Annotated in this window: 12 protein-coding genes; 1 reads left to right on the forward strand and 11 read right to left on the reverse strand. The window is 49.1% G+C overall.

What is annotated here, in order from left to right; all coding sequences use genetic code 11:
• Nucleotides 1–3: 3 nt before the first annotated feature.
• A complete protein-coding gene (locus ARB69_RS04170) occupies nt 4–1,317 on the reverse strand; it encodes a DUF512 domain-containing protein (RefSeq protein WP_055151290.1) in 1,314 nt (437 codons plus the stop codon).
• 214 nt (nt 1,318–1,531) lie between these two features.
• On the opposite strand from ARB69_RS04170, the gene ARB69_RS04175 reads away from it, so the two are divergent.
• Nucleotides 1,532–2,707, forward strand: coding sequence for a ribose-phosphate pyrophosphokinase (locus tag ARB69_RS04175; protein WP_050642479.1), 1,176 nt, complete (start codon nt 1,532–1,534; stop codon nt 2,705–2,707).
• A 468-nt stretch (nt 2,708–3,175) separates the two neighbouring features.
• Here the strand turns inward: ARB69_RS04175 and ARB69_RS04180 are convergent, their stop codons facing one another.
• From ARB69_RS04180 to ARB69_RS04230, 10 genes are all read right to left on the reverse strand, one after another.
• Complete coding sequence (locus ARB69_RS04180) at nt 3,176–3,673, reverse strand: DUF1653 domain-containing protein (RefSeq protein ID WP_055151293.1); 498 nt, start codon at nt 3,671–3,673, stop codon at nt 3,176–3,178.
• Between the two features lie 177 nt (nt 3,674–3,850).
• The gene (ilvA, locus tag ARB69_RS04185) at nt 3,851–5,065 is read right to left on the reverse strand and encodes a threonine ammonia-lyase (RefSeq protein WP_055151296.1); all 1,215 of its coding nucleotides are present in this window, start codon (nt 5,063–5,065) and stop codon (nt 3,851–3,853) included.
• 20 nt (nt 5,066–5,085) lie between these two features.
• Nucleotides 5,086–6,036 carry a signal recognition particle-docking protein FtsY gene (gene ftsY, locus ARB69_RS04190; protein ID WP_050642482.1) on the reverse strand — a complete coding sequence of 317 codons (951 nt, stop codon included), beginning with the start codon at nt 6,034–6,036 and terminating at the stop codon, nt 5,086–5,088.
• 54 nt (nt 6,037–6,090) lie between these two features.
• Nucleotides 6,091–9,651, reverse strand: coding sequence for a chromosome segregation protein SMC (gene smc / locus ARB69_RS04195; protein ID WP_055151299.1), 3,561 nt, complete (start codon nt 9,649–9,651; stop codon nt 6,091–6,093).
• A gap of 12 nt (nt 9,652–9,663) precedes the next feature.
• Nucleotides 9,664–10,353, reverse strand: coding sequence for a ribonuclease III (rnc, locus tag ARB69_RS04200; protein ID WP_050642484.1), 690 nt, complete (start codon nt 10,351–10,353; stop codon nt 9,664–9,666).
• A gap of 59 nt (nt 10,354–10,412) precedes the next feature.
• The gene (acpP, locus tag ARB69_RS04205; protein ID WP_025657667.1) at nt 10,413–10,643 is read right to left on the reverse strand and encodes an acyl carrier protein; all 231 of its coding nucleotides are present in this window, start codon (nt 10,641–10,643) and stop codon (nt 10,413–10,415) included.
• A gap of 25 nt (nt 10,644–10,668) precedes the next feature.
• On the reverse strand, nt 10,669–11,694 hold the full coding sequence (plsX, locus tag ARB69_RS04210; protein WP_055151302.1) for a phosphate acyltransferase PlsX: 1,026 nt from the start codon (nt 11,692–11,694) through the stop codon (nt 10,669–10,671).
• Nucleotides 11,695–11,866: 172 nt separating this feature from the next.
• Nucleotides 11,867–12,382 (reverse strand): GrpB family protein, encoded by a 516-nt coding sequence (locus ARB69_RS04220; RefSeq protein ID WP_055151347.1) that lies wholly within the window; start codon nt 12,380–12,382, stop codon nt 11,867–11,869.
• Nucleotides 12,383–12,806: 424 nt separating this feature from the next.
• Nucleotides 12,807–13,850: a LacI family DNA-binding transcriptional regulator gene (locus tag ARB69_RS04225; RefSeq protein ID WP_055151308.1), complete on the reverse strand. Its 1,044-nt coding sequence runs from the start codon at nt 13,848–13,850 to the stop codon at nt 12,807–12,809.
• 128 nt (nt 13,851–13,978) lie between these two features.
• Complete coding sequence (locus tag ARB69_RS04230; RefSeq protein WP_055151310.1) at nt 13,979–16,321, reverse strand: hypothetical protein; 2,343 nt, start codon at nt 16,319–16,321, stop codon at nt 13,979–13,981.
• Nucleotides 16,322–16,387: the final 66 nt, after the last annotated feature.

Raw genomic sequence — 16,387 nt, forward strand, 5'->3', positions numbered from 1 at the left:
TTATCAGTTTCGGCCCAGAACTGCGTCGATCAGATCCTGCCCGCTTGATTTTACAATATCTACCGGCACTTGTAAAGCCTTCTCCACATCCTTCACGGTAAAATCATCTAGAAATACATCCTCGCCGGTCCTTAACATATTGCAGGGGATCAGCAGTGTATCGCCAAGCTCCCTGCCTTTAAGCTGCGCGGCCAGATCCTGCCCGGTGATCAGCCCGGATACCGTAATCAGTTCTCCGAAAAAGTCATTCCTTACCTCATAGAGGTGCAGGGTTATATTAGGAAACTTCTCTTTTAGTCTGCTTAGCATGCGCTCTAAATAGGGGTAAGCAAGCCGCCCGGTTGCGAATGACAGCTCTCTCTTCCTGTCGTCCCCTTTGATGCGCTCCAGTCCTTCCCCGAATTCATCCATTAGCAGACGCAGCATACCCACGCCGTTCTCCAGCTGGAGATAACCGTCGTATCTTTCCTCCCGGGGCAATTCCTCCCCTGCCAGGATATACCACTCATCCCCTGCATGGATGAAATGAATCCCATGAGCCTCATATATCTGCTCCTGCCACTTATGGATCACCCGGAGGACTTCCTTTGCATCATCCTTCGTAAATGGCTCCAAAGGATACAGACCGTCCCTAAACTTCGTCAGCCCCACAGGCACCACGGAAACACTCTTGAGATACGGCAGATAGCCGGTCAGGTCACGGATGCTTCGCTCCAGCTCTGCCCCGTCATTCACGCCCTTGCAGAGTACAATCTGCCCGTTCATCTCAATCCCTCCCTGATACAGGATATCCACTTTCTTCAGGGCATCGCCTGCAAAACGGTTATGCAGCATCTTACAGCGCAGTTCGGGATTGGTTGTGTGGAATGAGATGTTGATCGGTTCCAGATGGTACTTCACAATCCGCTCCACATCATGATCACTCATATTTGTCAGGGTAATATAATTCCCCTGCAGAAAGGAGAGCCTGGAATCATCGTCCTTAAAATACAGCGTCTCTCTCATTCCTGCGGGCATCTGGTCTATAAAGCAGAACATGCATTTATTCCGGCAGGAACGGTACTCGTCCATCAGGCTCTGCCCGAACTCCAGCCCCAGTCCTTCGTCCTCGTCCTTTTCAATCTCCAGCTCCCACTGTTCTCCGTCGGGTTTCTCTATCAATAATACAATATTTTCATCGTCAACGTAGTAGTGATAATCAAATACATCCTCTATCGTATTGCCGTTGATGGCCAGTAGCCTGTCCCCGGGCTCGATCCCCATCTCTTCCCCAATGCTTCCCGGATGTACGGTACTCACAATATGCTCATGTTTCATCTTCTATCTCCTCAAAGTCCGGAATAGACTTGTCCGGCTCGCTTTTCATCATGTTACTGTTCAAATCCTGCGGGTGCGCACAGTAACCTCATTATATCATAATTCGCGGTTTGCGCAAGCTGTGCTTGAATTTCAGCATAAAAAATGATATAACCATATATAGGTAGCAGGCTGGATTCCAGCCCGTCAAATTCGTCAAACATAGGAGAAAATCATGTCAAATATTGAATTATTAGAAAAAACGCTTCCCGTTGCCCCCCTCAAGCTGGCGGCCATGGAAAGCTGTGAAAAACTGGGGAAAAAGGTCAATGACTACCTCGTATCCTTCCGGGAGAATACGATCTGCGAAGTAAAATCCTCCTCCCCCCTCTATGTGAACTATGAATCACGTAACTATCTGGTGGACTGCTGCTGTCCCCGTTTTGGCTCCGGTGAGGCAAAGGGGGTCCTGAAGGAGACAATCCGGGGCACGGATCTGTTTATCATGACCGATGTATGCAACTACAGCCTTACGTACACGGTCAACGGACATATCAATCACATGTCCCCGGACGATCATTTCCAGGATCTCAAAAGGATCATTTCCGCGGCTACAGGCAAGGCAAAGCGGATCAATGTCATCATGCCATTCATGTATGAGAGCCGTCAGCACAAAAGGACCAAAAGGGAGTCCCTCGACTGTGCCATTGCCCTGGAAGAACTGACCGCCATGGGCGTCACCAACATCGTGACCTTTGACGCGCACGATCCCAGGGTTCAGAACGCGATCCCGCTGAAAGGGTTCGACAGCTTCAATCCGCCCTATCAGTTTATGAAGGCATTGTTCCGCTCAGTGCCAGATTTACGGGTAGATAAGGAACATCTGATGATCATCAGTCCTGACGAGGGAGCCATGCACCGTGCAGTCTACTTCTCCAACATCCTCGGCGTAGAGATGGGTATGTTCTACAAGCGCCGCGACTATTCTACTGTAGTCAACGGCAAGAACCCCATCGTGGCCCACGAATTTCTCGGCGACGATGTAACAGGAAAAGACGTCATCGTCGTAGACGACATGATTTCCTCCGGTGAAAGCATGCTGGATGTAGCCAAACAGCTAAAAGACCGCCACGCGGCCAGAGTCTTCGTCTGCACCACATTCGGCCTCTTCACGGACGGCTTCGAAAAATTCGACGAATACTACGAAAACGGCTACATCGACCGGGTAATCACAACAAACCTCACCTATCTGCCGCCGATCGTAAACGAAAAACCCTACTTCGTAAAAGCAGATATGAGCAAATTCCTGGCACTCATCATAGATTCATTGAACCACGACACCTCCATCGGATCCGTACTGAATCCAACAGACAAAATCCACGCACTCCTCGAAAAAAAGCGCAGGGGGTAGGAGGGTGTCGACTCACGGGGCCGTCTCAGAGAAGGGGCAGGTGTTTTCGGGGACGGAAAGCAGCGGATGTCTACCGGCGGATGCGTATCTATATGCCTAATGCCAGTGTAAATAATGTCTCCAAACCAGACAACCAAGATCCACCTCCCCCGTAAAAGGGTGCGTCGGCTTCAGGATCAGGCATTCCGGCGGGAATGTCCAGCGTCAGTCCTGCTGTGCCGGTGCGGGGGCTTCAGAGGGCTTATTACGTTTTCTTAGCGGAAAAACCGGGCAGGATGCGGACTGAATCGTGATTTCCAAATCACGATTCAAGCTGACCTGAGACGTGAAACCATCCAGGTTTCACGTTGAATGTCAGTGGTGTCCGCATCCTGCCCGGTTTTTCCGCTTAGAAAACGTTCACGCCCGGCCAGCCCCCGCACCGGCACAGCAGGACTGACGCGTCCCCATACCAGCCACATTCCCGCCTTATCTAAGCCTCCCCGTCTCGTACTTGATTTTCATTCGCAGGCAATTGATGACTCCCTCAAACTGCAGTTCGGGTGTTTTTCCTGTTTCTGTGTATCCCAGGCTTTCGGCCGCTGTACTCAGGAAGTGCTGGTTCAGCTCCGCCCTGTGGCGCTGGAGGAACTTAAGTTTTTCTTCATTGGAATCCAGATCCAGGAAGCGGATGATCAGGGGGACTTCTTCTTGTACCGGCTCTTCTTCGGATAACGGCTCCCCTGGCTTTACAATGCCGGTCAGTTCGAAGCGGTATTCCTGGAGGGCATCCGGATATTTTTCATGGTCCACCGGGCTTAGGAACATGTCCAGAGGACGTGCATAGATGCCGTGTCCGCCGTAGAGGGCTTCATACACCACCAGCTCCTCGTTTGTTTCCGTGTGCACTGCTAAGTGCAGTACTTTGTAGCATTTTCCTTTAAAATGTGTGTAAATTTCTCCCTCTTCTGGTCTTTTGCGGCTCATATGAAACTCTCCTTTTCTACTCTTTAATTCCAGTAGTAAGAACTACTGGTTCTTGGACCTTACATCCCGCGGGACAAAAGCAGTGCTACGAAAGTCGGGCCTGCTGTTTATCAAAACTGCCGGCAAATCAATTTACATTCATCTGCCGGCTGCTGCTATTTCAATATCATTTTTTCTTTAGTATAACTTTGCGCTGATCAGTTTCGGACGGAAGCCTTTTTTCTCAAGGGCATTTAGTATCTTATGTTTGTGTTCTGTGCCGAAAGCCTCCATTGTTATACGAAGTTCCACCGCTGCGTTTCTGTTTGTGCTTACAAACTGGTTGTGCTCCAACTTGATCACATTGCCCTGCTCGTCCGCAATTGTAGCGGCCACACTCACCAGCTCACCCGGCTTGTCCGGAAGCAGTACGGATACGGAGAAGATACGGTCTCTTTGGATCAGGCCGTGCTGTACGATGGAAGACATGGTTATGACATCCATGTTGCCGCCGCTCAGAAGGCAGACAACCTTCTTGCCCTTGCACTCGAGCTGTTTTAATGCAGCTACAGAGAGCAGCCCGGAATTCTCCACGATCATTTTGTGGTTCTCCACCATATCCAGAAAGGCGCCGATCAGCTCGTCGTCCTCAACCAGAAGGATATCGTCCACATTTTCCTGTACGTAGGGCAGATTCTGAACTCCGACGGCTTTCACCGCAGTGCCGTCCGCTATTGTGTTGGCGCTCTCCAGTTCCACCACTTCCCCGGCCTGAAGGGCCGCCGTCATGCTGGCTGCCTCCGCCGGCTCCACACCGATCACTTTGATCTTCGGATTCAGCATTTTTGCCAGCGTGGCCACTCCGGATATGAGGCCGCCTCCCCCTATGGGGACGAGGATATAGTCCACCGTCGGCAGTTCCTGGACGATCTCCATGGCAATGGTTCCCTGGCCGGTTGCAACGTCCAGGTCGTCAAATGGATGGACGAAGGTATAGCCGTGCTTTTCGGCCAGTTCTAAGGCATAGGTGCAGGCATCGTCATATACATCCCCGTAAAGAATGACCTCGGCCCCGTAACTCTTTGTGCGGTTTACTTTGATCAGAGGTGTAACTGTCGGCATGACAATCGTTGCCTTGCATCCGTATTTTTTAGCGGCGTAGGCAACTCCCTGGGCATGGTTGCCGGCGGATGCGGTAATCAGGCCTTTCTGCCGGGCTTCCTCAGACAGGGTACTGATCTTGTAATAGGCGCCCCGGAGCTTATATGCACCGGTATGCTGCATATTCTCGGGCTTCAGATATACCTTGCCGCCGCTCGCCTCGCTCAGATAATCGCTGTAGATCAGCTTGGTCTGGTTTGTTACCTGTTTTACGATTTCGCTTGCTTCTTCAAACTTCTCTAATGTTAACATTTTACCCCTTCTTTCTTAGGCTATTCCCCGCTGTTCTCTTCTTTTGAGTCACTATAGAATAGCGCGTTTACAAATTCATCCGCATCAAATTTCTGTAAATCATCTATGGTCTCGCCCACGCCGATATATTTAACGGGGATTCCCAGCTCCGCCTGGATTGCCACTGCAATTCCGCCTTTTGCAGTTCCGTCCATCTTCGTGAGTATGACTCCTGTAATATCGGATACTTCGTTGAATTCTTTTGCCTGCGACAGTGCGTTCTGCCCTGTGGTGGCATCCAGAACAACCAGCGTTTCTTTATGTGCCTCCGGATATTCTCTGTCGATCACCCGGTTGATCTTTTTCAGTTCCTCCATCAGGTTTTTCTTGTTGTGGAGGCGTCCCGCCGTATCACACAGCAGGATATCGGCCTTTCTTGCCCTTGCTGCCGCCACTGCGTCAAAGACTATGGAGGCGGGATCCGCGCCCTCCTGACCGCCTATCATCTCTACCTGCGCCCGGTTCGCCCACTCTTTCAGCTGCTCTCCCGCTGCCGCACGAAATGTATCCGCAGCCGCCAGTATTACTTTCTTGTGCTGCTCACGGAACTTGCCGGCCAGCTTTCCAATTGTAGTTGTCTTGCCGACCCCATTGACCCCAATCACGAATACGACCGAAGTGCGGTTCTCGAATTCGTACGCAGTCTCCCCCACATTCATCTGCTCCTTGATACTTTCAATGAGCAGCTCCCTGCATTCGATTGGTTCTTTGATATGCTTTTCCTTCACTTTTGCTTTCAGGTCTTCCATGATCTCCATGGTCGTGTGGACACCCAGATCTCCCATGATCAGTGTCTCTTCCAGCTCTTCGTAAAAATCATCATCTATTTTTGAAAAGCCATGGAAAATGCTGTCCATGCCGGAGACGATATTATCTCTTGTTTTGGTCAGGCCGGATACCAGCCGTTTAAAAAAACCCTGCTTTTCCTCCATTTTCTTCTCCCTCGCTATCTTTTTTTAACAGTTCAGATAAGTCGGAACTGCTGTCTATTTTTCCAGTTCATCCTCCAGAAGATCCACGGATACCAGCGTGGACACCCCCTTCTCCTGCATGGTGATCCCGTACAGCCTGTCCGCAGAAGTCATGGTTCCTCTTCTGTGGGTAATGACAATGAACTGCGTGTTCCTGGTCAATTTGTGCAGATACTGTGCAAAACGCACTACGTTGTTGTCATCCAGGGCCGCCTCAATCTCATCCAGAAGGCAGAACGGAGAGGGCTTCAGGTTTTGTATCGCAAACAGCAGAGAAATTGCTGTGAGCGCCTTCTCCCCGCCGGAGAGCTGCATCATATTCTGAAGCTTTTTGCCCGGCGGCTGTGCAATGATCCGGATCCCTGCTTCCAGGATATCCTCGTCCTCCATCAGTTCCAGCGTTCCTTTTCCGCCTCCGAAAAGCTGTTTGAATACAATGTCAAACTCCTTGGAAATCAGCGCGAACTGTTCTTCAAACTGCTTTCTCATGGCAGCATCCAGCTCATCTATGATTTTCATCAGCGTCGCTTCCGCCTCCACCAGGTCATCGTGCTGCCCCTTGAGGAACTCGTAGCGCTCCGATACACTTTTATAGTCGTCGATTGCATTGACATTTACGGAACCCAGTTTCTTAATCTCGCCTTTCAGCACCTGGATCTGGCGCTTCATATAGGAGAGATCCGTCAGATTTTCATTGCGCAGCTCCATCGCATGGTTGTAGGTCAGTTCATACTCATCCCACATATAGTTGATCTGCTTCTCAGAGGCCTCCTCATAGGATTCCCTGCGGCTGCTCAGCCGGAAGCACTCCTTATCCAGTTCGGACATGTGTTTGGAGAGTTCCTCCCGCTTTCCGAGAAATGCCTTATGCTTCTGGTTCAGCTCCTCCCGCTTGGCGACCTGGCTCTTGATCTCTGTGTTTATCTCCTCAAACAGCTCTTTTGAATTTTCAATGGTCTCTCTAAGGTCCTGAATCTTGTCCTCTTTTTCCTGAATTTCTTCGGAAGCATTGCCTTTATTGATGTCCAGTTCCTTTAATTCTGTCTCGAACTTTTCCGTCTCTTCCTGAATTCGCGTTATGTTTTCCAGAATAAACGCATTCTGCTGTTCCAGGCTCGCATATGCCAGGTGCACTTCTTCCGAATGTCTCAGCTGGACGGTCTCCTTTTCCTTGTCGGATTCCAGGCTTTCCTGCAGCTCGCCGATCCGGTTGTTCAGTTCCTTCTCCAGGGCTTCTGACGTCTCTAGTTCCATCTGAATGGAGTCCTCATTATCCAGGATCTCCTGCAGCCTTAGTTCTAAGCCCTCCTGCTCCCTGAGATACCCTTCACAGCGTAATTTCGCTTCACGCTGCCGGTTCTGAACCTGCTCCACATTCATCTTCGCAGTGTTCTCTTTGACGGATGCTCTTCTGAGCTTCTGCTGGATCTCATCAATAGCGCTGTAGCATGCGGTACGTTTTGCCTTGATCTCGTTTACCGACTGCTCACAGTCATCCATCTCTTTTTTCAGCATCCTGACCGTTTTTTCGAATTCTTCTATCTCCCGCCTTCTGCTCAACAGGTTGCTGGAATTCTTGAAAGCGCCCCCGGTCATGGATCCTCCGGGATTCATGAGTTCCCCTTCCAGAGTGACAAGCCGGAGCGACTGTTTGTATTTTCTGGCCAGGCGGATTCCATTATCTATGTTATCCACTACAATGGTTCTGCCAAGCAGCTGTTCAGCCAGCCCCATAAATCGGTCTTCAACCTGCACCAGCGTGCTGGCAAGGCCGATCACACCGGGCTCCTTCAGTGCTTCCTGCTGGCGGATCCCGCCGCCTCCATGCATGCTTGTCAGAGGCAGGAACGTGGCACGCCCGAACTTGTTCTGCTTAAGATAGGCGATCATCCGCTTGGCGGTCTCCTCATTGTCGGTGACAATGTTCTGGATATTGCCTCCCAGAGCCGTCTCCACGGCGATCTCATATTCTTTTTCTACTTTAATAATATCCGCAACAACACCGATCAGTCCCTTTTCCCTGTCCTTATTGCTCATGACCCTGCGGATGCTGTTGCCGTATCCGTCATAACGCTCGGTTATGTTCTTTAAGGATTCCAGCCGGGAAGACTCTCTGTGGTAAGCGGTCTGCCCAATACGCAGCTGCTCCTGCTTCCCGGACAGTTCCTGCTGGAGCTTATCGATCTCCTGCTCATTCGTGCTGATCTGTTCCGTATAAGCATGGATTCTCCCGGAAATCTGCTGCAGCTCTTCTTCGTAAGCGGCGAGTACTTCATTCTGTTTCTCCGCCTCTGACGATACCTCCAGGATCAGCCTGCCCAGTTCAGATTTTCTCGTTGTAATCTGCTCCTGTGTCGTTGCATAATGCTGGATTTTAGCCTTTGTGGAAGCCCTGTTATTCAAAAGCTCTATGATCTCAGCCTTACTATGTTCTATCTGCGCCGTACCCGAGGCAATCCGGCTCTGCACATCCACCAGCGCTTCCTTTGCCTGTGCATCGCTCTTTGCAACTTCCGCGAGCCTGGCCCTTACGGAGGTCTGCTCCCTGGCAAGTTCCGCCCGCTGGGCCTGTCTGGTCTCTATCTCCACGCGGATCGTATTGAGACGGTTATCATAGTGCTCGTCATTCATCCGAACCGTATTGATCTGTTCTTTCAGGACATTGATCTGTCCCTCCAGCTGCTGCTTGAGAAGGGTCGTCTCATTGAGCTGGCTCTTTGCCTTTTCAATGGAGAAGTCGATGCTGTCCACTTCCTCCTCAATGGCCTCGTACTCCGTCTTCATCTCTTCATACCGGACGTTTGCTTCTTCAAGCTCGTCCGAAGCGATTTGATACTTACTGTCCAGATCACGAATCTGTTCTTTGATCCGCTCCGTCTCCAGCAGAAACATGTTAATATCGTAAGTCTTGAGTTCTTCCTTTTTCTTAAGATACTCCCTCGCTACCTCGGACTGCCGTTTTAATGGCCCGATCTGTTTTTCAAGCTCTGAGAGAATATCATTGACACGGGTCAGGTTCTGTCTTTCCTCATCCAGTTTTCTGACCGACAGGTTCTTGCGCCGCTTGAACTTAACAATCCCCGCAGCCTCGTCGAACAGCTCTCTTCTCTCCTCCGGCTTTCCGCTCAGAATCTTATCGATCTGCCCCTGTCCGATAATCGAATATCCCTCTTTCCCGATGCCGGTGTCATAAAACATCTCATTGATGTCCTTCAGACGGCATCCTGCGCCATTTATCAGATATTCGCTCTCACCGGACCTGTACAGCTTTCTCGTAACCGTAACCTCCTCGTAGTCTACCGGGAGCTGATGATCCGAATTGTCCAGCGTAATGGCTACCGATGCATAGCTCAGCGGCTTTCGGTTCTCTGTGCCGGAAAAGATGACATCCTGCATGCTCCCGCCCCGAAGCTGCTTTACCCGCTGTTCACCGAGAACCCAGCGTACCGCATCGGCAACGTTGCTCTTGCCGCTGCCGTTCGGGCCGACGATGCCGGTTATTCCGTTGTGGAAGTCGAATTTGATTTTGTTGGCAAAAGACTTAAAGCCCTGTACCTCAATGCTTTTTAAATACATATAACACCTGCTCTATTTTTCTTTTCTCAATGCTAGTATTGCTTTATATGCAGCTTCCTGTTCCGCGGCCTTTTTGGTTCTTCCCTTTCCTATGCCGTAGCCATTTTCCTCAATCATGACCTCCACGAAAAAAGCCTTATTGTGATCAGGCCCTTCTTCCTTGATCAGGCGGTACGAAATACTCCCCGCCATTCTTGCCTGCACAATCTCCTGCAAAATAGTCTTGCTATCGAAAAAGAGCTTTTTATCTTCTAAATCCGTCAGTATAAACCGATGAATAAACTCTTTTGCATTAGTAAAACCACCGTCCAGGTAAATCGCCCCGATCAGGGCTTCCAGTGCGTCCGATGTGATGGAATCCCGGTGCCTTCCGCCGGTTGCCTCTTCTCCCTTGCCAAGCAGCAGATAGGAGCCCAGGTCTATATCCCTTGCACAGAAAGCCAGGGACGGCTCACATACCATGCTGGCCCTTGTCTTTGTCAGTTCCCCCTCCGACACCTTCGGAGATTCCAGGAACAGATATTCGCTGGAAACCAGTTCAAGCACCGCATCTCCAAGGAACTCCAGGCGTTCATTGCAGTGGTACTTCTCAAGATGCTTCTCGTTCGTATAGGAACTGTGCATCATGGCCCGGCGCAGCAGAGAAAAATCCCGGAACTTATAACCGATCTTACTCTCCAGTTCTTTTAAACTATCTTTCATATTTTTCACCTTTCAGTTAAAATGAAAAAGCCCATAGGGGCTTTTTCATCTGTTACCACTTATTCTACAGCCTTTCTAATCTGCTCAACAGCATCTCCCACTGTTGTAATCTTCTCTGCCTCATCGTTGTCAATCTCAATGTCGAATTCTTCCTCAATACCCATGATTATCTGGAAAATGTCCAATGAATCTGCCCCTAAATCATCTACAAATGTTGTTTCCATCGTAATATCCTCAGTAGAAACATTTAATACGTCTGCAATAATTTCCTGTAATTTTTCAAATTCCATAGTCCTCTTCCCTTTCTTCGTTACATTAATTTGTCGTTTTTTCTTCCTGCGCCTGGATGGCAGCCTTTATCTTCTCATTGATCTGCTGCTCCTTAAATGTGACGCATTGAATAATTGAATTACATACTTCTTTTGAAGTAGAGCTTCCATGTGTCTTGACAACTAGTCCGTTTAATCCCAGCAGCGGCGCTCCGCCGTATTCGCTGGCATCAAAGTCTTTCAGTGTGGATTTGAGCGCCGGTTTGACCAGAAGCGCGCCTATCTTTGTCCGCAGTGAGGTCATCATACTTCCCTTAATCTTGCTGATCAGAGTTCCGCCTACGCCTTCAAAGAGCTTCAGGATCACGTTGCCCACAAATGCCTCGCAGACGACTACATCCACAGCTCCCGCCGGTATATCCCTTGCCTCTACGCTCCCCACAAAATTAATATCCCTGCATTCCTTGAGCAGCGGAAAGGTCTCTTTCACAAGAGCATTCCCTTTTTCTTCCTCTGCCCCGATATTCACAATGCCGACGGTGGGGTTCTTCTTTCCGATAATATTCTCCATATAGATGGATCCCATCTTAGCAAACTGGACAAGATGCGACGGCCTTGCATCCACATTGGCCCCGCAGTCTATCAGCAGTGATACGCCCTTTGCAGTCGGGATCAGCGGAGCCAAAGGGGGTCTCTCCACGCCCTTTATGCGACCTACAATCACCTGGCCTCCGACCAGTACCGCACCAGAACTTCCCGCAGATACAAATGCATCTGCCTCGCCCTTTTTCACCAGATTCATGGCTACTACAATGGAAGAGTCTTTCTTCCTGCGAATCGCCATAACCGGTGGTTCTGCAGTCTCAATAACCTCTGTTGCATTCACAATCTCAATCTGATCTGTCGGGTAAGTATATTCTGATAACGTCTTCCTAAGCAGTACCTCCTGTCCCGTAAGCAGAACCTTAATATCTTTCCTCTGCCGGACAGCCTCTACCGCGCCCTTAATCATCTCGCCGGGGGCATTGTCCCCGCCCATGGCATCTAACGCGATTCTTGTAATATCAGACATTTTCTTTCCTCCTAACGCTACTGCATTAATTCTACTAGACATCAATCTAAAAATCAACAAGAAATTGGAAATAGTTGTGAGGGGATTCGCTGCTTTTGTGGTCGGAGGGGGACGCTCCCAATGGTCGGCGTACCAGACCCGGATGGGTGCAGTGGATGGGGGTTGGCTGAAATTATTTTAAGCCACACCTTGCATATAGCTCCTTTATGCAAGGAGATTTGTATGCTATATATTGGTCCATATCATACGGGAATAATTGGGCGGCTTTTTCTTTGATCTTGCCATACTTTTTTGCTGCATCCGGATTCCGTCTGAGAAAATCTCTAAATGTGATATGACGGTATAATTCTTCGGATGTTTGCGGACACACATATAAATGGTGGGTTTGCAGATGTGGTTTATCCCAATATCGAAAAGCTTCTCTGTCTTTTATTCCAAGATCGCCTTCATGGATATAGCCGATTGTTTCTAATCTGCTGACAACAACATGAAAAACCGAATAATCCTTGATCATCACATCAATATCAATACAGGGGTTAGCAGAAAGCCCTTCCACTGAAGTGCTGCCAACATGTTCAATGCCAATAATCAAACCGCCAACAGCATCTACAATTTCCTTCCTGATATTTTCAAAATCCGTTTTCCACTTAGCATCATAAGGCAAAACAATAACTCGTGTCATCTCCATACTCAATCTCCCTTCCAACTTCATTCACAGCCAAACTCCTCCTAATCCCCCCATAAAGTCATCCCCATACGCCGCCACGGTCCAAGCTCCCCCGGAGCGCACCCCCTTACCTGCCGCTTGGAAGCACCAACTTACCGACAGCCGTGACGTGCTGAGAAAAGCCCCTGTCCTGTTGGAAATGCTTCCAGCGAGCCTAGCAGCAGTTAGTGGAAATCCGCAGAATCAGCCGGAGAAAAGCTGCTCACCAAAGCAGCTTTTCAGAACACCTGAGCCGCTTAATCATCAGATTAAGCGGTGAATGTGTTCGGTTCCGGCTGATTCTGCGGATTTCCACTTACTGCTGCTTGACGCAGCGGCCTGTATTTCCAACAGGACAGGGGCTTTTCTCAGCACGTCACGGCTGCCGGTAAGCGTCCCCCCCATCCTATCCCTCCCGCTTCCACGATATATTTTGTCTGATATGGATGGAGAGCTCTGTTAAATATTGTTCCGACGGTTCTATCCCCAGCCCGATATAATCATACAAAATCTGCAGCGGCAGTGCACCCTGTTTTTCCGGCTGCTGCCCAATGGTTGCGGCTATGACCCCTCTGTCCATAAAGGGTTTCTGCTTATTGATTACGTCGTTGGTGATCATCTTGATTCTTCTTTCTTTATCCAGCTTTTCGACTTCTTCACATATGCTGTAGTCACCCGGGTTGATGATATACAGCGCATCTAAATCTGCATTTTTTTTCACGACCTCAAGTACATTTGAATATTCTCCCTTTTGAAAGACAATATTCGAATCCCTGTTTACAATCTCGATCTGCGGGTATCCTTCATCCAGCTCCTCTATGAACCCATCCAGCCTCTGGAGAAAGGAAGGCGACTGTTCGTCAAAACTGGTTGCCAGGGCGATCTTCCCCTTTTCACGGGTCACAAGCGCGACCAGACCGGCCGCAACTTTTCCGGAATCATGGTAATTGCATCCAACGTAAGAGAGCCTCCTGGCATCTTCCATATCCAGATTAAAAAAGACCATTGGGATATTTTTCTTATTCATCTTTTGAACAAATTGCCTGATGGAGTCCATATTAAGAGGCACTAATGCGATTCCATCCAGTTCATCGTCCTCTGCTTCCTGAAGAAGGGGCGCAATAAACTGATCCGACAATTCTTTGATCAGATAAAAATGGACGGTGACACCAAAGGTCTTCAGCTCCTCTGCCTTTTTCCTTGCCGCCCGGTAAACATCCGCAAAAAACAAATCCACCGGAGTATCACATACTACGAATCCAAGTCTGATTTTTTTCTTTCTGGCCGCCAGCATCTGCCCGGCCATATTGGGCTCATATCCTAACTTGTCTGCTATTTCCTTGACCTTGTGATAGGTCTCTGCATTTACTCCCGGCCGGTTATTTAATACCCGGTCCACGGTTCCCCTGGATACTCCTGCTATTTCTGCAATCTTTTTAATCGTTACCATAGTTCATTCCTCTTCCGGCCAGTGTACTGACACATTTATATTCTACGATATTAGGCTAACTCTCAATGTGTCAGTACACAGTTCATTTTCTTCAAAATGAATTATACCACGCATTCTGCCAATCTTGTTTATTTATTATACAGATTTTTACAAATATTTCCGAAATCCAGGGTCCCATATTTTCTTTTCAAGGAATCCAGGTTCAGAAGTGTCATGCCGTTTACAAAACCATTGCAGGTATCGTTATCATCTCCTTTATTCTTTGCGGCAGCGCCGGAAAATTCTTTATACTCCGTATCCGCCAGCCAAAGGGAGGTCATATATCCCTCGCACTGGACACCAGGCATGGCATATCCATACATGTCCGCGGGCGTTGACAGCCCCTGCTGCATCCCTCTCGTCACGGCCTCCGCCACTCTTGCCAGCCTGCCGTCATGGCAATACTCTGCAATTCTTAGAAATTCCGGGACAACCTCTTCAAAGGAACAGTCTACGTAACTGCCGGCCGGAATCACGTCACAGCCCGCCCAGCCTGTGGTCCTAAAGCCATGCCTTCCGAGCAGCGTATCCGCATCAAAGGGAATGTCCCACAAATACGTCCAGCCCGCAAGGATTCTGGCCGCATCTGCCGCACCCGAAAGATATACTGCATCGCCGCACTGCTCATATAATGCGAGCATACTTCTCATAACAAACATCACACTCGCGGCATCCATCTTTACGGATTTTTTGTGGGAGGTATCGTTAATGCCGCCAATATATGTGGTGTCCCCGATATATTGGCGAAGGATAAACCCGGCCGCCTTTCTGGCTGATTCCAGATACTTTTCTTCCTTTGTATAGCGGTACACTTCTACCAGAAGCGGTATCGGAAATATCGCCCCTGACCCCTGTTCCTTTTCTGACCGCCCAAACCACTCCTGCGGATGCGCCAAAGGCTCTCCTTCCATCGTATATCCTCGATTCCAGGAACCATTGGCATTCTGTATCCTCAGGAGCCTTTCACAGAAATTCAAAACCGCCTGCAGCCACTCCGGATGCCCCTGTCCATTTTCTTTCTCGATCAGATATGATTTCATCAAATAGAACATCGTATCGGTCATGGATCTGAAGTAATTGCCCTCTACCTTTGCAAGCTCCCCGGCGATATCCATCAAAGCCCCCACAATCTGGTTCCCGAGATAATCTTCCAGCTCTTTTCTGTCATGGGAATATTGGAAAGGAAGCAGAATCCCCGTCCACCAGTAGACAATTTCTTCTTTATCTACAGAATAGAGGCCGATCGGCAGCCCCGATTCCTCTACGCAGTTTTCTACGAAATAGTCCAATGTCTTTCGTGCACTCTCTCTGTATTGCAAAAAACGTTCTGTACCGTGCTGTCCTTTTTCCCATGCAGCCGACAGCATGTCATATGCAAGAAGTGTCTGCGCACCACAGAACCCATATTCGAGCAGATTCTGTTCCCCATAACTCTGACGGGGCGAAAAATGGATAAAGTAACCCGCCGGTCTTCCCTTTTTATCCGGAAATTCCCGGAAACTATTGAGGACCATATCCCTCCTGTACTGTATGGATTCCTCTAAGGTAAATGGAAGAGGCACCTCTTCCTGCAGAAGCCGGTCGATCTGGAGGGACGTGGTCTGCCATGAAGCATCCGTAAGCCTCTCTGCTTCCCCCGCCTGCAGCAGATAGGACATTTGTAATTTTGTTCCCTCTTCCACCCCCTGATAAGCCGCCCATTCGGAGCCGTCCACGTTCAGGCAGAATGTATTTCTTTCATAAAAGGGGTAATCACAGCGCAGAATGCATTCTCCTACATGGTATTCCGAGGGGGCGAGCCCTAAGGATCCGATGTCTGTGTCATGAATAAAATGACGCTTCTGGATCTGCCGACGGGTAATTGTCGTGTCTTTGCATGGGATATCTGCCCTGAGCAGTGATAGAAAACATTGGCTTTTTTGTGCATATGCGGTCACGGACATAGATGGGTTTCTGTCATCCTTGTAATCCTGGCTGTAAGTCCCAAGGTAATCCTCCTCGCCGTCTCCGTCTGTATCATTTTTGTTATAAAAGGCCCCCGGAATCACGAATTGATAATCGTCAAAAGAAGATTCCCTGCTGCCCCTGACCCGAAACTCTGTGGTCAGATGAATCCCTGTTTCTTCGGTAAAGCGGGTACATGCCGCCGTTCTGTCCAGTCTGATCAACTGGTTTTCTATTTTCCAGATATCTCTGATCTTATACTGATTGCCATACCGGTCTTCTGCCTGTGCCTCTCCGTAAAAACCATCCTCATATACACCGCAGGCATCATAGCGGATTTTTTTCTTTGCCCCTTTGATATCCTTTAGCACAACAGGAAAGTCCACAAATACTCTCATATCCGGACTGGACTCTTCTCTGGTCTTCCATATGGATATCATAGGAGAATAGGCCTCAAATTGGCGTATAAATTCCAAGTCTATAAACATGGTACTCCCTCCTTTTTATCATGAAAGGGAATATTGCCTGCAAACACAATACTCCCTCTTTCTTCG

The organism is Faecalicatena contorta (assembly GCF_001404335.1).
Classification (GTDB): domain Bacteria; phylum Bacillota; class Clostridia; order Lachnospirales; family Lachnospiraceae; genus Faecalicatena; species Faecalicatena contortus_B.